The organism is Acinetobacter sp. R933-2, from assembly GCF_030325485.1.
GTDB lineage: Bacteria > Pseudomonadota > Gammaproteobacteria > Pseudomonadales > Moraxellaceae > Acinetobacter > Acinetobacter sichuanensis.
This window is the reverse complement of record NZ_JACAIJ010000005.1, coordinates 38,615-58,877: the sequence shown is the minus strand read 5'-3', so window position 1 is coordinate 58,877 and position 20,263 is coordinate 38,615. Positions and strand designations below refer to the sequence as shown.

At 39.0% G+C, this 20,263-nt stretch carries 17 protein-coding genes; 7 read left to right on the top strand and 10 right to left on the bottom strand.

Annotated elements, in window-relative coordinates; genetic code table 11:
- The first annotated feature begins 23 nt into the window (after positions 1-23).
- From HX005_RS07165 to HX005_RS07150, 4 genes are all read left to right on the top strand, one after another.
- Positions 24-767, top strand: coding sequence for an SDR family oxidoreductase (locus tag HX005_RS07165; protein WP_286376829.1), 744 nt, complete (start codon positions 24-26; stop codon positions 765-767).
- Positions 768-824: 57 nt separating this feature from the next.
- Positions 825-1,559, top strand: coding sequence for an SGNH/GDSL hydrolase family protein (locus tag HX005_RS07160; RefSeq protein ID WP_286376828.1), 735 nt, complete (start codon positions 825-827; stop codon positions 1,557-1,559).
- Positions 1,560-1,647: 88 nt separating this feature from the next.
- Positions 1,648-1,956 carry a hypothetical protein gene (locus tag HX005_RS07155; RefSeq protein WP_107007685.1) on the top strand — a complete coding sequence of 103 codons (309 nt, stop codon included), beginning with the start codon at positions 1,648-1,650 and terminating at the stop codon, positions 1,954-1,956.
- Positions 1,957-2,159: 203 nt separating this feature from the next.
- A complete protein-coding gene (locus HX005_RS07150) occupies positions 2,160-2,753 on the top strand; it encodes a uracil-DNA glycosylase family protein (RefSeq protein ID WP_286376827.1) in 594 nt (197 codons plus the stop codon).
- Positions 2,754-2,885: 132 nt separating this feature from the next.
- Here HX005_RS07150 and HX005_RS07145 read toward each other — a convergent pair whose 3' ends face one another.
- The 5 genes from HX005_RS07145 to HX005_RS07125 form a co-directional block, all read right to left on the bottom strand.
- Positions 2,886-3,476, bottom strand: coding sequence for a lysozyme (locus tag HX005_RS07145; RefSeq protein WP_286376826.1), 591 nt, complete (start codon positions 3,474-3,476; stop codon positions 2,886-2,888).
- A gap of 120 nt (positions 3,477-3,596) precedes the next feature.
- On the bottom strand, positions 3,597-6,419 hold the full coding sequence (locus HX005_RS07140) for a nitrate reductase (RefSeq protein ID WP_286376825.1): 2,823 nt from the start codon (positions 6,417-6,419) through the stop codon (positions 3,597-3,599).
- 164 nt (positions 6,420-6,583) lie between these two features.
- On the bottom strand, positions 6,584-8,209 hold the full coding sequence (gene nirD / locus HX005_RS07135; protein ID WP_286376824.1) for a nitrite reductase small subunit NirD: 1,626 nt from the start codon (positions 8,207-8,209) through the stop codon (positions 6,584-6,586).
- Between the two features lie 241 nt (positions 8,210-8,450).
- Positions 8,451-10,997 (bottom strand): nitrite reductase large subunit NirB, encoded by a 2,547-nt coding sequence (nirB, locus tag HX005_RS07130; RefSeq protein WP_286376823.1) that lies wholly within the window; start codon positions 10,995-10,997, stop codon positions 8,451-8,453.
- Between the two features lie 36 nt (positions 10,998-11,033).
- Positions 11,034-12,404 carry an MFS transporter gene (locus HX005_RS07125; protein ID WP_286376822.1) on the bottom strand — a complete coding sequence of 457 codons (1,371 nt, stop codon included), beginning with the start codon at positions 12,402-12,404 and terminating at the stop codon, positions 11,034-11,036.
- A 500-nt stretch (positions 12,405-12,904) separates the two neighbouring features.
- Between HX005_RS07125 and HX005_RS07120 the strand changes: the two genes are divergently transcribed.
- Together HX005_RS07120 and HX005_RS07115 are read left to right on the top strand one after the other, a co-directional pair.
- Entirely contained in the window at positions 12,905-13,498 is a 594-nt protein-coding gene (locus HX005_RS07120) for an ANTAR domain-containing response regulator (protein ID WP_107007743.1), read from the top strand.
- Positions 13,495-14,508: an ABC transporter substrate-binding protein gene (locus HX005_RS07115; protein WP_286376821.1), complete on the top strand. Its 1,014-nt coding sequence runs from the start codon at positions 13,495-13,497 to the stop codon at positions 14,506-14,508. The genes HX005_RS07120 and HX005_RS07115 overlap by 4 nt, the downstream gene beginning before the upstream one ends.
- Before the next feature lie 25 nt (positions 14,509-14,533).
- On the opposite strand, the gene HX005_RS07110 is transcribed toward HX005_RS07115, so the two are convergent.
- From HX005_RS07110 to HX005_RS07100, 3 genes are all read right to left on the bottom strand, one after another.
- On the bottom strand, positions 14,534-14,902 hold the full coding sequence (locus HX005_RS07110) for a YcgJ family protein (RefSeq protein ID WP_286376820.1): 369 nt from the start codon (positions 14,900-14,902) through the stop codon (positions 14,534-14,536).
- A gap of 60 nt (positions 14,903-14,962) precedes the next feature.
- Complete coding sequence (gene cueR / locus HX005_RS07105) at positions 14,963-15,397, bottom strand: Cu(I)-responsive transcriptional regulator (protein ID WP_286376819.1); 435 nt, start codon at positions 15,395-15,397, stop codon at positions 14,963-14,965.
- A 68-nt stretch (positions 15,398-15,465) separates the two neighbouring features.
- Positions 15,466-17,949: a heavy metal translocating P-type ATPase gene (locus tag HX005_RS07100; protein WP_286376818.1), complete on the bottom strand. Its 2,484-nt coding sequence runs from the start codon at positions 17,947-17,949 to the stop codon at positions 15,466-15,468.
- 159 nt (positions 17,950-18,108) lie between these two features.
- Here HX005_RS07100 and HX005_RS07095 point away from each other — a divergent pair, with 159 nt between their 5' ends.
- Positions 18,109-18,309: a heavy-metal-associated domain-containing protein gene (locus tag HX005_RS07095; protein WP_286376986.1), complete on the top strand. Its 201-nt coding sequence runs from the start codon at positions 18,109-18,111 to the stop codon at positions 18,307-18,309.
- Positions 18,310-18,427: 118 nt separating this feature from the next.
- Here HX005_RS07095 and HX005_RS07090 read toward each other — a convergent pair whose 3' ends face one another.
- A complete protein-coding gene (locus HX005_RS07090; protein WP_107007740.1) occupies positions 18,428-18,823 on the bottom strand; it encodes a MarR family winged helix-turn-helix transcriptional regulator in 396 nt (131 codons plus the stop codon).
- A gap of 115 nt (positions 18,824-18,938) precedes the next feature.
- Positions 18,939-20,162: a 3-(3-hydroxy-phenyl)propionate transporter MhpT gene (mhpT, locus tag HX005_RS07085; protein ID WP_286376817.1), complete on the bottom strand. Its 1,224-nt coding sequence runs from the start codon at positions 20,160-20,162 to the stop codon at positions 18,939-18,941.
- Positions 20,163-20,263: the final 101 nt, after the last annotated feature.

The following is a 20,263-nucleotide window of genomic DNA, read 5'->3' as shown; positions in this document are numbered from 1 at the left end:
ACAGAAATATTCAGGAAGATCTCATGGCAAAAACCATTTTAATTACAGGCGCAAGTTCAGGAATAGGTGCAGGAATGGCACGTGAATTTGCCCAAAAAGGCTATAATTTGGCAGTGTGCGCACGTCGTTTGGAACGCTTGCAAGATTTAAAACAAGAACTCGAATCTAAATACGGTGTAAAAGTCATTGCTAAAACTTTAGATGTGACTGCCTATGATCAGGTCTTTCAGGTCTTCCGTGAGTTTAAACAAGACTTTGGCACCATTGACCGTATTATTGTCAATGCAGGTGTAGGCGATGGACGTCGTATAGGCAATGGAAAATTTGAAATTAACCGTGCGACCGTTGAAACCAATTTCATTTCTGCTTTGGCACAATGTGAAGCGGCTGTGGAAATTTTCCGTGAGCAAAAGTTTGGGCATTTGGTGGTAATTTCTTCAATGAGCGCCATTCGTGGCATGCCAAAACATTTGACTGCTTATGGTGCAAGTAAAGCAGCAGTTGCACATTTGGCAGAAGGCATTCGTGCTGAACTGATTGATACTAAAATCAAAGTTTCAACGATTTTCCCAGGCTATATCCGTACTGAAATCAATGAAGGTGCAAAAAAATTACCTTTTGAAGTGGATGTTGAAACAGGTTCCCACTTATTGGTCAAAGCCATTGAAAAACAACCTGTTAAAGCATATGTCCCTCAATGGCCGTGGTTACCGCTTGGCTTGGCAATGAAAGTTTTACCGTTGAAAATTGTCAATAAACTCGGTTAAGTATTTGATAAGACTCGAAAGAGTCTTTTCTATATAAACAACCTAAGTATTTAAAATATGTCAAAACTCAAAATCGTAACACTTACTCTAGTTCCTGCACTACTTATACAAGGTTATAGAGTAAAGAAAAACACGCTACGCTTATCTGAGCCACAGGGAAAAAGGCAGGGAACAATGGGGAAGGGCAAACCGCTATCCATATTAATCCTTGGTGATTCTGCTGCGGCAGGTGTAGGTGTTGAACATCAACAGGATGCTTTGCTTGGTTCACTGTTACATGAGTTAAAACAAGATTTTGAAATTAGCTATCAACTTGAAGCAAAAACAGGGGATACGACAGTACAAGTTTTAGAGCGAACACAGCTACTAGAAAAACAACACTTTGATGTTGTCATCAGCTCAGTTGGCGTGAATGACGTGACTAAACTCACTGCACCGAAAAAGTGGATTCAGTTACAACAACAGTTTTATACTGAAATTGAAAATAAGTTTTCACCACAATTAATATTAGTGACATCCGTGCCGCCAATGGACTTATTTCCTGCTTTGCCAAATCCTTTAGGATGGTTATTTGGACAATACTCCAGTGCCATGAATCAGAAATTAGCAAATTTTATTCAAAATAAATCATTACAACAGAAGGCAACGCGCTATCAATTAATTCAGTTTGATTTAGCACATTTTAAAGCTTTAAATTTACAAATGGCAAAAGATGGTTTTCATCCAAGTAAAGAGATTTATCAGATTTGGGCAAAAGAAATTTCAACGTTTATTTTCAGCAAATTCCTGTGATAAAATAAGTGAAATTTAACAAGAACATAAAATATGAATTACTACGCAAGAACTCTCTATTAGGTTTCAACTACCTAATGAGAGAAATATGGATAAACTTAAATGCCTTAAACAACAATATGTAAAAGTTGTTAAAAAGGGGTTAACTGGTGATTATGATGATGAATTTTTTCCTAATCGCCAAGATAAATGGTATCGCCATTTTAGTACAAAGCAGGAGAAAAGTTTTTATTTCTTACATCGTATTGAATACAAAACTTATCGTATTAGATTAAGGTATAAGCGTTGTAAGATATTTGATTCTTGGGAAGACCTTACACCATTCTCTTGCTATGGTGGAAAAAATTGGAAACATAACTCAAAAAGAAAACATCAATACTATCGTGAAAAGAATTAAAGAATAGGGAGCAAAAGCTCCCTATTTTTATCTTAAATTTTAAATACTTGACACCTATATAGATGCATATATTTATATAAATTAATGAAAGAACAGACTTATTTTGTCTTTTAACGTGTTAATGTAAAATTTAAAAATACATATCTACTGCTATTTATGAAAATGTTAAAATAAGTCATGCAGATGAACAAATATTGTTATAAATGACAGATCAAATTATAGAAACCCATCCACTAAAACCATTCCTACCACCCAATGCTAAGCTTTTGATGTTAGGAAGTTTTCCACCACCAAAAATTCGCTGGAAAATGAATTTTTATTATCCAAACTATCAAAATGATATGTGGCGGATTTTTGGATTAATTTTTTTTAATGATAAAGACTACTTTTTAGATTTGTCGAATAAAAATTTTAAAGAACAATTGATTAAAGATTTTTTAAATGACAAAGGCATTGCAATTTTTGACACAGCGTATCAAGTGATTCGTTTAAAAGGCAATGCATCAGACAAATTTTTGCAGATTGAAACACCAACTAACTTAAAATTACTGTTGGATCAAATGCCTGAATGCAACAATATTATGACCACAGGTGATAAAGCCACAGATACTTTGATGTTATCTATGATGGACAGTGCAGAAAAGCCACAGATTGGTCATTCAGTTCAAACTGTATTTGATCGGCGTTCTATAACTTTATACCGTATGCCATCATCTTCACGAGCTTATCCTTTACCATTACAACAAAAAGCTGAAGCGTATAAAAAACTATTTCAAGAAATTGGTTTAATTCACTGATCAATAATATTATCAGTAGATAAATCATCTGTATTCTTGGATTATTTATAATATTTTAAATTTCGCATAATGTATATTATGTTAAATAACATATCAGAGATTGTAGCCTGCACATATAAACTCAAAGAATTTTTAAGACAAAAATTTTGCTTTTTCGATCGCTCTACGATTCACTAAACCTTGTACAGTCTTTCCACCTGATTTAATCCATACATCAAATTGATCACTCGCAGATTTAAAATCAACGGCATTTAAATATTTCAACAATGTTGAACTCTGAAATGCTGAAATTCCAATGTTATAGGTTAAAGACACTAAGGCATCAAATTGACTTTGATTCACTGAAACTTGAACTGCTCTAGCGACTGCTTTTTCAAAACGTTGTAAATCATGTTGCATAAATTCTTGTGCTTGCTTGAGTGTGCATTGGTCATTTTGTGAAACTCGCTGACCGTTTGGATAAATGGTCGTTCCATAACCAATAGTCCAAATATTTGCACTGTCTAAATAAGCCTCTAGACTTAAACCCTCAAAATTACAAATTAACTCGACACCTGCTGGGCTAATATGTGAAATTTTATCCTGAGCAAAGCCAATATTATTCGAGTCATTATCATCTGTTGCGGTTGCAATATCTGTTTGATATTTTGATTGATTTTTCTTTAATTTATTTAAAAGTGTATGTGTTACAGCAGAAATTAATTTAGACCAAAATGAATTCATAAGGTGAAAACTCAAAAATATCAATTTAATAAATTTTAAACATGAATATTGAAGATATATAGTATGCTTTGGTTCCAATATATTTTAATGATAGCCATGATGTTGAGAAAGACTAAATTATCACTTAATCTTTCCCATTTTTTCAACTGATGATAAAATAGACGATGTATCTTCCAGTTGACACGCTTTAATCAAACCGCGAATTTCAGGTAAACAAGAACCACAGTTCCCCCCTGCTTTTAAACACGCAGTCACTTGTTTTTCATTGCTGATATTATTGGCTTTAATCGTTTCAATTATCCGATTTTTACCGACTTTAAAACAACTACACACTAAAGCACCATCACTGCTACCCATTGACATGGCTTGACCTGCAAGCAAAGCCTTACGATGCATCGCACTTAAGCGTTCACGTTTAAATAAACTCGCCACCCAATCCCGATCAGGTAACAATGCTTTGGGTGCAATATATAAACTTGCGATCAATTGACCATCTTGCAGCACCACACTATGACTGATCTGTGCAGTTTGATCTTCAAGGTTCAGCCATTCAAAACTTTCATCTTCAAAAGGTAAAAGTTGTTTTAAATGTTCTGTAGTTTGAGTAAAACGACGACGATCAGCCAATTCATAACGCACCGCTTTTGCCGTTTGAATCTTTGTCCACCACACAGCATTTTCAATTGGACTTTTGACAATATGCTCAAAACCTTTGCGTACATAAAACACGCCTTGCCATTGGGTATAAAATGGCTGAATCATCACAGGTGTATGTTTAAACTCAGGTTCTCCTGAAATCTGATCGACCACAGGATTGACCACTTTACCTATACGCGCATCTGAAGCAAATTGATCATTCCAATGAATCGGGGCAAAAATCTGCCCACGACGAATATTGTCGCTTAACATGACACGCAATACGCACTGTCCCCAAGCCGATTTTACTTCAACCAACTCCCCTTCTTTTAAGCCATATTTCAAAGCATCGTGAGGATGAATTTCACAAAAAGGCTCTGCTTTATGTGTACTTAAATTGGCTGATAAACCTGTGCGTGTCATGGTATGCCATTGGTCACGAATCCGTCCTGTATTTAAAATTAAGGGATATTCAGAATTGGTTGAATACATCGGATCTATTGCAGCGGGGGCAATAAATTTTGCCTTAGCATCCGCATGGCTAAATTGTCCATTTGCAAACAGTTGTGCATAGTCCGTATTTGATTGATTTTTTTGAAGAATGGGCCATTGCACAGGCTCAAGTTCGTTATATTCGGACAATGAAAGTTCAGTTAAACCTTGTAAATTGAAATATCGAAAATTTTTAACATCATCCCGTTTGGAGATTTCCGCATTCTGATAAGCAGATAATTGCGCATGTTCTTTAAAAATCTCATGGCTATTTGCGAAATCAAAACCTGAAAATCCCATTTTTTTTGCCACTTGAGCAACTGCCCACCAATCCGCTTTGGCTTGTGCAGGTGCGTCTAAAAAAGCTCGTTGCCTTGAAATACGACGTTCCGAGTTAGTCACTGTGCCATCTTTTTCACCCCAACCGAGTGCAGGTAATAAAACGTCTGCATATTGTGTGGTATCCGTATCTTGGCAAATATCTGAAATTACAACAAATTCACATTTGTCTAAAGCACGTTTGACCTGATCTGCATTGGGTAAACTTACTACAGGATTGGTCGCCATGATCCAAAGTGCTTTTATTTTGCCACTTTCAACGGCTTCAAAAAGATCTACTGCTTTTAAACCCGCTTGCGTGGCAATGGTAGGACTATTCCAAAAACTTTGTACAAGTTGCTGATGTTTTGGATTATCCAAATCCATATGCGCAGCAAGCATATTGGCTAGTCCGCCAACTTCACGCCCTCCCATGGCATTCGGTTGCCCTGTCATGGAAAATGGTGCAGCACCCAACTTGCCTATTTTCCCTGTGAATAAATGACAATTAATAATGCTATTGGCTTTATCGACACCACGAGAAGACTGATTGACCCCCATGGAAAATAGCGTCATGACTTTTTCTGTTTGGGCAAATTTTTTAAAGAATAATTGTAATTTTTCGAGTGAAATCCCTGTTTTTAAGGCAACATTTCCAATATCTGATTCAGCTTGTGAACTGTCTAAGAATGCATCTAAACCTTGTGTATGTTTTTGAATAAACTCGCTGTCAGCATGACCATTTTGCTGTAAATATTGCAATAAACCATTGAATAGTGAAACATCTTGTCCAATCAAAATCGGTAAATGTAAATCAGCAGTTTCACACGTCGCTGTAAAACGCGGGTCGATCACCACAACAAATAAGTCTCGCTTTTCCTTGGCTTGCATAATCCGTTGATATAACACAGGATGACACCAAGCCGTATTTGAACCGACTAAAACCACCATGTCGGTCTGTTCAAAATCTTCATAACTCGCAGGAACCAAGTCTTCGCCAAAAGCACGTTTATGTGCTGCAACGGCGGAGGACATACATAGTCTTGAATTGGTATCAATGTTTGCTGTACCCAAATAACCTTTGACGAATTTATTCACCACATAATAGTCTTCAGTCAGCAATTGACCTGATACATAAAAAGCGATGCTGTCACGACCATATAGGTCTATACATTGTTGAAATTTATTGGCAATTAAATCTGTTGCGGTATTCCAATCTGTAACTTGTCGTTGATTTACAGTATTTCGCCCAAGCATGGGATGTAAAACACGAGTTTCTAAACCCACTGTATCGGCTAAATTACTGCCTTTAATACAGAGTTTTCCATAATTTGAGGGATGATTGACATCGCCCACCACAGACACTTTTTGCCCAAGCACTGTATTTTCAACTGTTGCAGTCACCCCACACCCCACACCGCAGTAAGGGCACGTGGTTTGGGTAGTCGTTTTATTTTCTGTGGAGCTGTGCAGTTCCATTATAGGGATAGTGTTCATTTTCTGCTGTGCTCCTGAATGATTAAACCGTGATTCAGCTAACTAAGATTTATTTAAAAATAATATTTTGTACAACAGAAGCTTTAATCCTCCCCAACCCTCCTTTAAGAAAGGAGGGAGCCTCTACTATTCAAAATATGAGGGGTTAGGGGAGATTGCTTTATTCACCCTGCCTTCTTCAAAGCAAAATCCTTACCAAACAGCAATTTATTACGAATTGAAGAAATTGGCGTTTGATCCGAAATCAACTCGGCATACCAAGTACCATCTTCCGTATCACCAAACAACACCGCACCAATCACCTTATCTTTTTGAATAATAATCCGTTTATAAATCTGACGTTTTTCATCATTCAACACGATGTCTTCAAACTCTTCATCAGTATTCTTTTCAAGATCAATTCTGCCTGCTGAAAACACATCACAACCACTGACTTTTAACTGTGTTGGAACCGTTGGTGCTTTAAAGGTCAAACTGCCATGCTCCGCCAAATGCGAGGCACAAATAAACGCTTGTCCCCACAACGGCTCAACCAAACCAAATGTTTGCTGACGATGCTCAATACATTCTCCAACCGCATAAATACTTGGGTCATAAGTTTGCATGGTGTCATTGACCAACACGCCACGGTTACAACGTAAACCTGCACTTTGCGCCAAAGCCATATTTGGACGAATACCCACAGCAAAAACCACTAAATCTGCACTTAGAATTGTTCCATCTTTCAGTTGTACTTGCGTCACATGACCATTTTCATCACCAAGCAATGCTTCAGTATTTGCTTCGGTGATGATTGAAATGCCTTTTTGCTCAATACTATGGCGTAGCATTTGGCTCGCTTTGGCATCCAACTGACGTTCCATAATGCGATCCATCAAATGCAAAACCGTGACATTCATACCACGTTGTTTTAGACCATAAGCGGCTTCTAAACCCAAAAGACCACCACCAATCACCACCGCATTTTGTTTAGACTGACAATAATCGAGCATTTTATTGACATCATAAATATCACGAAAACTGATTACACCGTCCAAATCTGCACCCTTAACAGGCGGAATAAATGGTTTTGAACCTGTGGCTAAAATCAGTCGGTCATAATCCACGATTAAACCTTTTTCGGTATAAATCTGCTTACGTGGACGGTCAATGCGTACAGCAGCATCACCTGCAATAAAACGAATATTTTTCTCGCTATACCATGCATGCGGATGCAGCATAATGTCTTCAATGGTTTTATCTCCTGACAATACAGGCGATAACATAATGCGGTTATAGTTGCCCCACGGCTCTTCACCAATCACTGTCACTTCATAACGTTCAGGTGCCATATCAAGCAAATCTTCGAGACAACGCATACCTGCCAAACCATTGCCAATTAACACCAACTTCATTTTTTCCTGTGAAGTGCCGTTATTGGTAATATAAGTTTTTTGTGGTGTCGGGCTAATCATCACTCGACCATTTTCAATTTTGCTCGGAAAAACCAACAATTTTTGCTCCTTATCTTCCAAACAACGCCCTGTTGCCAAGCTGAAATGCTGTTTGTAAATGGGTGAGGCAATCACACGTTCGCCTTGCACATCGCCAATAATGCCACGAGCCATCACAAAAGCTTTGCTAAATGGGTCTTGGTTGCTGAGTGCATAAACACGCTTTTCAGAACCCACACGGAAAATGGCAATTTGTTGATTTTCAATCAACGCGCCAACACCTGTATTTGCGGTAATTTCTTCTAATGCGCAAATATCAATCCAATCTAAATCATTCATTTCTTTTAAAATTGTCATCTTATGTTCCTCTTTTCACTCTTTAGCTTTTTTAGATCTCTTGCTTAAGTTTAAGTTGTTTTTTATCCATCAATTCATTTCAGATTCAAGTTCCCTCTCCTCATAGGAGAGGGTTAGGGAGAGGTATTCTCCTCCTAGAGCCTTGTTACTGAGCCATATTGGGTGCAAGATCAGGCACTTTTAATTTGAAAAATAATGGAAAATTTTCATTTTAACTTTTGCAAGTTTTCTATTGCTTTCATTAAGCCTCAACCACAGGAATACGACTCACATCACGTTCAGCTTCAGTTTTTGGACGAATTTGTCCACGAACTTCAGTAAATTGGATATGCGGATCTTGTTGTTGTTCCGCTTTGGCATTGATAAAGGTCACAAAACGTTTACGCACTTCAGGGTCTTCAACTGCAGTACGCCATTCATCTTGATAAGTCCCGACCACATGACTCATACGGCGTTCAAGTTCGGTAGCGACTCCTAAAGAATCATTGACCACTACATCTTTGAGATAGTCCAAACCACCTTCCATGTTGTCGCGCCACACAGAAGTCCGTTGCAAACGATCCGCCGTTTGGATATAGAACATAAAGAATCGGTCGATATATTTGATTAAGGTTTGTGTATCTAGGTCAGAAGCTAGTAGTTCGGCATGGCGTGGTTTCATCCCACCATTACCACAAACATAGAGATTCCAACCTTTTTCAGTGGCAATCACACCGACATCTTTGCTTTGTGCTTCGGCACATTCACGGGTACAACCTGAAACAGCCATTTTCAGTTTATGCGGTGAACGTAAACCCTTGTAGCGATTTTCAAGGAAAATGGCTAAACCGACAGAATCATCCACACCATAGCGGCACCATGTACTACCGACACAGGATTTGACTGTACGTAATGATTTACCGTAGGCATGACCTGATTCAAAGCCTGCATCAATCAGTTTTTTCCAAATTTCAGGCAGTTGATGCAATTGTGCGCCAAACATATCCACACGCTGACCGCCTGTCAGTTTGGTATACAAACTATATTCTTTGGCAATTTGACCAATCGCAATCAAACCATCAGGTGTGACTTCACCACCTGCCATACGCGGTACAACCGAATAAGAACCATCTTTTTGAATGTTGCCAAGATAGTAGTCATTACTGTCTTGAAGCCCTGCGTGGCTTGGTTTCAGCACAAAGTCATTCCAACAAGAAGCAAGAATATTTGCCGCCGTTGGTTTACAGATATCACAGCCCAACCCATGCCCATGCTGTTGAATCAGATCATCAAAAGTTTTAATTTCATTGACACGTACCAAGTGATACAACTCTTGACGTGAATAAGCAAAGTGTTCGCAAAGATGATTATTGACCGTCACCCCTTGCCGTTGTAATTCCGATTTTAAAACTTGCGTCACTAATGGTGCACAACCTCCACATGCGGTTGCTGCTTTGGTGCATTTTTTCAGTGCGCCTAAAGAGGTTGAACCATCCGCAATTGCCGAACAAATATCGGCTTTAGACACGTTATTACATGAGCAAATGGTGGCACTGTCGGGCAGTAGGTCTACACCACTTCCACCTGATTTTGCAGATGATTGTGCATAGCCGGGCATGATTAAACTTTCAGGATTTTCGGGAACGTCCAATCCATTCAGCATCATTTGCAATAAATCGTTATATTCCTTAGCACAACCGACCAACACGGCACCAAGTAGCTTGGTTTTTTCTGCATTGACCACGATTTTTTTATACACCATCGTGTCTTCATCAGCATAGAAATAGCTCAGTGCATTTGGGGTCATGGCATGTGCATCACCGACTGATGCAACGTCAACACCCATCAGCTTGAGTTTGGTGCTCATGTCTGCACCTGCAAATTCAGTACAACTTTGTTGCAGTACATGTTTTGCCGCAATCCGTGCCATATCATAGCCCGGTGCAACTAAACCATAGATTTTATTTTGCCATAATGCACATTCACCAATCGCATAAATGTCTGCATCAGACGTTTGGCAATAATCATTGATGATGATCCCGCCACGCTCACCAATGGCTAAACCACTTTGACGTGCGAGTTCATCACGTGGGCGAATCCCTGCGGAGAATAAGACAATATCGGTTTCTAGTTCAGAACCATCACCAAACTTCATGACATGCGTAGCATTTACACCATCTTCAATTGAAGAAGTAGCCTTTTGGGTATGAACTTTTACGCCTAAATTTTCGATTTTAGAGCGTAGAACTTTTCCACCTAAATCATCAATTTGTACCGCCATTAACCGTGGTGCAAATTCAACGACATGGGTATCCAAACTCAAATCACGTAAAGCTTTCGCCGCTTCTAAACCAAGCAGACCGCCACCAATCACCACACCTGTTTTAGCATTTAAACTCGCTTTTTTGAGCGCATCTAGGTCTTCAATGGTGCGGTACACAAAACAATTCTGACGATCATTGCCCGGAATCGGTGGTACAAACGCATAAGAACCTGTGGCAAGAACGAGTTTGTCATAGCTAATGACATCGCCGTGATTGGTGGTGATCAACTTATTGACTGTATCAATTGCTGTCGCTTTGGTGCTTAAACGCAGATCAATCCCATAGGCATCGGCAAAATCTGAGCGACACAGAGTTAAATCTTTTGCCGATTTACCTGTGAAATATTCAGTCAAATGCACACGGTCATACGCTAAACGGGGTTCTTCTGCCAAGATGGTAATTTCAACTTCATCACCTGCATGTTCCAACACAGATTCAATGAATTTGTGTCCGACCATTCCGTGACCAATCATGACTAGTTTCATTTCAATTCTCCTCAAATTTTGTTGTTATTGTTGTAGTTAAACGCTATTTTTCAGGCTGATGGCTTCTTGCTCAAGGCTTTGGCGCTCAAGTACCGCAGCTTCAAATAACTTTTGCTCTTTCTCTTTATGCTCAACGGAGAAGCGAATCATCAACACAAAACTTGCTGCAATCACCACCAAACCGCCCAACACCATTAATGTCGTTTGAATGTCCAACATGCCTTTGAGTAAGAACCCTGCTGCAACTGCGCCAACATTGCCACCTGCACCAATAATGCCTGCTACACCGCCCAAAGCATCACGGTCAATGAATGGCACAAGTGCATAGGTTGCACCACATGCCATGTGGGTAAATAAAGCAAATACAGTCATCGCAAGAATGGCGTAGATGGCTGTGTTCATTTGTGAGAATACGATGAGGAATAAACCTTCCATTAAAATCATGGCAAACAACACTTTAGTACGACCATCCAAGCCTTTTTTGGTTGCCACTTTGTCTGAAACAATCCCACCTAAAGCACGGGCAAATAACGCAAGTAAACCGAAGATCCCTGCTGCCATGCCTGCTTCTTTTAAACCAAAGCTGAAATGATCGACGTAGTACATTGCCACGATGTTATGAATGAAAATTTCAATCCCGAAACACGCTGCATACGCACCAAATAAAATCCATACACGGTAGTTTTTAGCGGCGTGTTTTAAAATCGCAAGACCACCTTTTTTATCACTTCCGACATGTACGCCTTGCGCACGAAGTTCCTTAAAGTCACCTTGTGGACAGTCTTGGGTAAATTTCCAATACATCGCCCCCACAATCAGCATCATCACACCGGGAATAATCAGTGCAACTCTCCATCCCATAGTTTGTTCAACGCCAAACATCACCAAAGCACTGAGCATTAACGGCATTAAGGCTTGCGTTGCGCCACCACCTGCATTACCCCAACCCGCGGTGGTTGCATTGGCAGTACCGACAACATTCGGCGCAAACATAATGCTTGTGTGATATTGGGTAATCACAAAACTTGCGCCAATTGCTCCAATCAATAACCGAAAAAAGAGAAAAGATTCATAACTATTGGCACATGCCACACCAAAAACAGGAATACTGCCTATGATCAATAATGCGGTATAGGTTTTACGCGGACCGTATTTATCACACAGTGGTCCAACCATTAAACGAACCAAAATGGTAATGGCGACGGCAGCAATGTTGATATTGGCAATCTGATCTTTAGTGAGATGAAATTCCCCTGCGATGACAGGCATTAAAGGTGCACAGGCAAACCATGCAAAGAAACAGACAAAAAACGCGAGCCAACTCATATGGAAGGCTCTCATTGCTGCGCTGCTAAAACTAAAAAGACTGATTTTTGTTGCTTTTTTTGCTTCTAAATTTGAAGACATAACCTTCTCCTGACTGAACTGAGCGTGTTTTTGCAGTCACTGAATAAACAGATGACTGAAGCGATCAGAGCGGACATCGTTGGCCGTCTTACAAATTTTATTGGAGTCGTCTTTGACTCATGGAAGATATAGCAATGACTATGCCAATATTTTATAAAATAATATAAGATGCTGAAATTTATTATTTTATTTATATGAAATTTAAATTTTACATTTATTTTATAAGAAAAATATTAAAATAGTCTCTCAACTCAACTGCATTGTTGATGTGCTGAATGTGCAAAAGTGGTGCAGTCTTGTCTTGAGCAAATAAGCATTAAACTTATGCAATCTTTTTAAAGCATTAACTCAAGGTCAATAGAAACGTTGATTTTTGTGAACATCTTTAGGTATGTTTTAGCAGAAAGAGTTCTCACCTTAGAAAAATCATTGAATTGCATATTGGCATTTATTTTGCTTACAAATTTTCTGAAAAGTTGCACATCTGTGTAGAAAAACCCATGCCTAAACTCAAAATTGCGCTGATCGATGATGATTTGGCGCGTGCACATTTGATTGAACAGTCCTTGCGTGAGCATGACTTCGATGTAGTGGCATGTCTGAGCATTGATCATGTCAATCTAACGCCCTTAAAACAATTACAGGCAGATATTATTTTATTGGATATGGACAATCCACACCGCGATTTGATTGAAAATTGCGTCAGTCAGTTTGATTTGCCCACAGTTTTATTTACCAAAAACAGTCAAAAAGACACCATTAAAAATGCAATTGATGCAGGCATTACCGCCTATATTATTGATGGGATTGATCCCAACAAACTTGAAGCCATTTTAGAAATTTCCATTGAACAATTTAAAAAACATCAGAAATTGGCAAATGACCTCAAAGATACCAAAACCAAACTCGCTGACCGAAAAGATATTGATAAAGCAAAAGTTTTGCTGATGAAACTGCATCATCTTAATGAAGAAAGTGCCTTTGCCCTGTTGCGTAAAAATGCCATGAGTCATCGTATGACCATGGGCGAAATGTCGCGCAGACTGATTGATGCCCAAGCCTTATTGCAAGGTCAACTGAAGGATGAACCATGAATCATATTGCGCATCTTGAAAAAACAGAATTACAGATTGGTTATATTCCTTTGTTGGACTGTATTGCATTGTTATGGGCAGAACATCAGGGTTATTTTCATGATGTCGGTTTAAATGTCACTTTGGTCAAAGAGGCATCTTGGGCGAGTTTACGTGATCGCTTGGCATTTGGTATTTTGGATGCAGCGCATTGTCTGTCTGCCATGTTGCCTGCTGCTGCAATTGGGGATGATCAATTGGGGATTCCCCTACAAACGTCTTTGTTGCTCAGTCGCAATCAGGCGTATATCAGTCTGAGTCAAAATCTGTGTTATCAATGCAAGATCAGCGCACAAGACAGTCCACAAAGTGCCGCCAGCAAAGTCATTGCTGCAATTCAAAATGGACATGCCTTACAGCTTGCCCATGTATTTAAACATTCAATTCATCATTATGCGCTCAGAGAATGGTTTGCACTTGTCGATGAAAATCTTGCCAAAAATTATCCATTTAACACTTTGCCACCGCCTTATATGGTGGAAGCTATCTCCAAACAAATCATTGATGGTTTTTGTGTCGGTGAACCGTGGAATGTACAGGCTCAGATTCAGGGCTATAGTCAGGTTATTGCTTCAGCGCAACAGATTATTCCTGATGTAGCCGATAAAGTTTTGGCAACAAGCTCAGAATGGGCAGAACTTTATCCCAATACGCTCAATGCACTCAGCACGGCAATTCAACGGGCACAACAAGATTTTGATCAACTTGAACATTTGGATGAGGTGTGGGACTTATTAGAACAGCGTCAGATTATTCAGTTTAATTGCTCCGATTGGGTACATGTTGCACATTTTCATAAAATTCAAAAGATTATTCGTTCTTTTTGTACACAACATCCACCCCAAAGTAATGATTTTGAATGGATGATTCAACAAATGTGCAAATGGCAAAACTTGCAATTGGATGCAAAGAAAATCAATGCCATTGCGATGCAATGTATAGGAAAACACCGATTTTCTGAGGTGGAATGATCACATTGTAGGGAATTTTTGTGTGTTATTGACCAAATAAAGCTTGAGTATAGTTTGGTGCAACTGCACTACGTTTTCCATTCGCATCAAAATAACGATCTACATGGCAGTTTTTGGCTTGGGTATCACAGAAAATACCATTGGCAAATGTAAACTGTGTCTGATTCAACTGCGCTTGTGAAAAAACACGTTCCGCCTGCGCTTGCCCTAAATATTTTTCGGTCAGTACTTTAGATAGACCTTCGGCATTGGCACAGATGTATTGATCACATAAAACCTTTGCTTCGGGTTGCTTTAAATCAATCCCTTGAATCGGGTTCTGTGGTTGAGTTTGCCCTGTTTGACAACCCCATAAAAACATGGGAATACAGACCAGATAAGCCAGTTTTTTCATATAAAAATCCAAATATATCATGCAAAAACAAGCGTATATTTTATATAAATATTCTAGCATTTATACAGAAGAAATATTCTGATCTGTTATGACGTTGTTATCTAAACAACCAAATTCAATATTTTCTAAAATTGTACAATTGGCTTGATGATCTCCTGTGCAATGGTTTGCAGAGGCTTGTAATAAATTCACCATACTTTGTAGCTGAGCAATTTTCTGATTTAACACATCAATATGTTTTAAAGTCAATTGTTTCACTTCTGCACTTTGCCGCTCGGTATTTTTCCACAAAGATAATAATTCTTTCATTTGTTCAGAAGAAAAACCTAAGTCACGCGCGTGTTTTAAAAAGTTGAGCGTTTTTAAATCTTGCTCAGAATAAATCCGATAACCTGAAGCAGAACGTTTGGCTAAGTCCAATAAACCAATTTGCTCATAATAGCGAATCATTTTACTTGAAATCCCTGTCTGTTTTGAGATTTGACCTATATTCATTTCAGTGCCCTCTACTGAAAAAAATGACATCAGTGCAAAGTATGCCTCATGTCATTTTTCTTCATGATTCAATGCGATGATTCAAATTTGATTGCATGAAAATATTTTAAGCGTAAAGCATTGCCTAATACAAATACAGAAGACAATGCCATCGCACCCGCAGCAAATACAGGAGATAACAAAATACCAAATGCTGGATACAACACGCCTGCCGCAATTGGAATCAAGGCGATATTATAAATAAATGCCCAAAATAAGTTTTGATGAATATTGCGAATCGTTGCATTACTTAAAGCAATGGCATTCGGCACGCCTTGTAAATTACCTGACATTAAGACCACTTCCGCTGCTTCAATTGCGACATCTGTTCCTGTACCAATGGCGATCCCGACATCTGATTTTGCCAATGCTGGCGCATCATTGATACCATCCCCAACAAATGCAACACGACCATATTTTTGCTGTAATTGCTGCACAACGTCCACTTTACCTTCAGGCAAAACTTCCGCTTCCACTTGGTCAATGCCTAAGCGAGTTGCGATTGCATGTGCAGTATGTCGGTTATCGCCTGTAATCATGGCGACTTTTAAACCTAACTGATGCAAAGCATCAATTGCAGCAAATGTTGATGGTTTAATTGGGTCAGCCACTGCGACAATTGCCGCTAATTTTTGTCCAATCGCCACATAAATTGGGGTTTTCCCCTCATTGCCTAAACGCGCAGCCTCTTGTTCAAACGCGCTGACATTTACACCAATCTCATGCATATAACGGTCAGCACCGATTTGAACCGCTTGCCCATCAACTTCAGCTTTAATTCCAGAGCCTGTCACTGAGTCAAATGCAGTCACAGACAAAAACTCAATATTTTCATCTTCAGCCGCTTTGACGATCGCCAAGGCAATGGGATGTTCCGATTTTGCTTCGACAGAGGCAACGATTTGCAGAACCTGATCACGCTCAAAACCATCTTGTACATGAAAGTCAGTTAAAGTCGGCTTACCTTCTGTTAATGTTCCTGTTTTATCCACTGCAACAACTTTGACTTCTTGCAATAACTGGAGTGCTTCGCCTTTACGGAATAAAATTCCCATTTCAGCGCCACGACCTGTACCGACCATAATTGAAGTTGGTGTTGCCAAACCCATTGCACAAGGACAAGCAATAATCAAAACCGCAACGGCATTGACCAAACTAAAGGTTAAAGCAGGTTCAGGACCAAAAATAAACCAGATGATGAAGGTTAATAGTGCTAAAAACATCACCGCAGGTACAAACCACATGGTAACTTTATCGACCAAGGCTTGAATAGGTAGCTTTGAACCTTGTGCTTGCTCGACCATACGAATAATTTGTGCGAGTACAGTTGATTCGCCAATCGCAGTCGCGCGAATATTTAAAGTCCCATTTTGGTTGATTGTTCCACCAACCACTGGATGACCTAGCGTCTTTTCTACAGGAATCGGCTCACCTGTGATCATCGCTTCATCGATATAACTATGACCTTCAAGCACTTCACCATCTACAGGTACACGTTCACCCGGACGAATTTCAACAATTGTATCTGTTGTGACCTCGCTTACTGGAACTTCAAGCACTTGCCCATTTCGATGAATACGTGCTGTTTTGGCTTGCATTCCGACTAAATGTTGAATGGCTTGTGAAGTACGTCCTTTGGCTTTTGCCTCAAAATAACGCCCAAGCAAAATCAAACTGACAATAACAGCAGCAGCTTCGTAATATACGTGAACCGTACCTTGAGGTAAGACTTCAGGAATAAATGTTGCGACTAAGGAAAAGCTATAAGCTGCTAAGGTACCTACTGCCACCAGCGAGTTCATATCGGGTGCAAGTCTAAATAAAGCAGGAATCCCTTTTTCATAGAAACGACGACCAGGGAAAATTAATACTAAAGTGGTTAATACAAACTGAATGAGCCAGTTGTTATATTGCCCAATATTATGCATGATCCACATATGGAAAGATGGGATCATATGTGCGCCCATTTCCAAAATAAAAATAGGAACAGCCAAAATTAACGAAATAATTAAATCTCGTTTCAGTTGTTGCAGTTCAGTTTCTTTTTTATCTTGTTGTTGGCTGTTGTCCTGCTCAAGTAGTTTTGCATCATAGCCTGCTTTTTTTACAGCTTGAATCAAGTCACCACTAGAAACACCACCATCTGCTTGAATCCAAGCGTGTTCAGTTGCCAAATTGACATTAGCTTGTTGTACACCTTGAACTTTTTTCAGTGCTTTTTCTACACGTGCGACACACGATGCACAGGTCATTCCATCAATAATAAGCTCTATAGGTTGTGCTTTAGGTACATCATAACCTGCGCGTTCAACTGCTTTGACCAAAGTATTTCGGTCAATCGGTTGTGAAGATGTAATGACTGCCTTTTCAGTGGCAAGGTTTACCGCTGCACTTTCTACGCCATCCACTTTTTTTAAGGCTTTTTCTACACGTCCCACGCATGAAGCACATGTCATTCCTTCGATTGACAAGGTTTCTTGGTATTGCGTGGAAACTGTATTTTGTGAGCTCATGATGACCTCCAACGATTTCAATATTCTGAGTTCAGCATACAGATTGACATCATGGGAAGGTCAAGAATTTTTTTGGTATTTATTATTTTTCTACAACACGCTTGACCTTACCATGATGATAAGGTTTAAAATTTAAACCAATACAATTTCTGTTGGAGAATAACCATGAAATTATTGATTGAAAATATGACATGCGGTGGCTGTGCGCGTGGTGTTACTGCAACAATTCAAGATGTCGATGCGAATGCAAAAGTTGATATTGATTTAGCAACAAAAATTGTGACTGTTGAAACATCTGAAAGCTTAGACAAAGTGACCGCAGCTTTAGCAGAAGACGGCTTCCCTGCAAAAGTTCAGTAGTTCAGTAAATAACTGTATAAAATGCGTTCATTATAAACCGTGTATTGATATACGGTTTATATTTTTATTACCCAATAAATTTAAATAATACATAATCTTATTACCACATCAATTAACTTTAATCTTTTAAATTATTGACCATTAACTCTAAGTTATTTCGAATCAGATAGGCTAAATTAATATCAATATTATTCAACATTTTTTGTTCTAATAATTCGACCACTTGGTTACATTCCGCCAATTTATCCCAACCTGAAGCCGTGAGTTGAATTAAAATACGGCGTCCATGCGTTGGGTCTGAATGCTTTTCAATCCATCCTGTACTTTCAAGATCTTGTAAAATTTTATTTGCAGATTGTGGCTTAATAAACGATTTTTCAGCTAGTTTTGCATTGGATAAACCTTTTTTTGCAGCTAAAACTGAAAGTGCAGTGTACTGCGGTAAACTGATATTTAAAGGTTTAAGCTGCTCAGTCAATTGTTTGCTGATAATACGATCTACACGTGCCAGCATATAGCTGAGTTTAGGTGCATTTAAGTTGTGTTGATTCACGTAAAATTCCAATTCTAAGTTCTATTCAATAAGTATAAGAAGTATGATGCGAAAATCATACTTCTTAAAACGTCAATTAATTTGAGGTTTTTAGCACAGGCGTAACCGTTTGATTTTTACGTCTAACCAGCAGTAATGCAGCTATTGCGGCAATCAAAATGATTGGAATACTTGAACCAATGACCATGGTAGAACTTGAGCCGAAAGATAACAATAAACCTGCTAATAATGGACCTGCAAAAGACCCTATTCGCCCTATTGCTACCGCAGCACCTACACCCGTACCACGCATTGCGGTTGGATAGAACATTGCAGCTAAACCATATAATGCAGATTGTCCACCGACAATAAATAAACCACAACCGACAGCCGACAGTGCTAACAAAGCAACCGTTGGTGAAATCGCTAAACAACACAAAGAAAATAAGATCCCGACATAAATAAATGTAATCACAGAACTCATTTTCAGTTTATCTAACATCATACCCATTAAAATAGAACCAAATATTCCTCCGATGTTATAGCCGATTTGTACATAATTGGCTTCGGTTTTATTTAGACCTTGTGCGCCCATTAATAGCGGTAACCAATTGAGTAAGAAGTATAAAACTACAAGCGTACAGAAAAAACTCACCCAAAGTTGCAAGGTTGAAAAACGGCGTTCTTTGGCAAATAAAACCTCCCAATAAGGCGTACTTGGTTTGTGATGCTGTGCCAAATATACTTTTGATTCGGGTAAATATTTCAGTAATAACGGAATCAATAAAATTGGAGCTAAACCGCCAATATAGAAAATATGACGCCATTCACTGTCACCTGCGAGCGCCATTGCTACAAATGAAGTTAACATGCCACCAAATGGAATACCGCTATACATAATACTTACAGCAGTGCCTTTGTGTTGATCTGAAACCGCTTCTGAAGTCAAAGTGATCATCATAGGTAATGCACCACCCATGCCCAATCCTGTTAAAAAACGGATAATAATCAATAAATTATAGTTATTTGCAAAAGCTGTCAGTAACGACATAATGCCAAACAATAAGATACTGAAAATCAAGACTTTTTTACGACCAATTTTGTCTGCGATTCGACCACCCAATAAAGCACCAGGCAAAGTTCCTAAGGTTGCAGCACTAAATGCCCACGCCATTTGGGCATTATCTAGTCCAAATTCAGCACGCATACGCGGTGCAGCAACGCCCATCGACTGTAAATCAAAGCCTTCAAATACTGCTATGGCAAAGCAGAGTGCTAGTGTTGTGACGACTCTTCCTGAGTAGCCTTTTATTGTATCCATCACTATTTTCCTTGTTCTGAACCAAATATATTTTTTAGAGTTATTTCTCTCGCATGAAAAACAACCAGTAAAATATCAGATAAACTTACAAAAAAATCAAA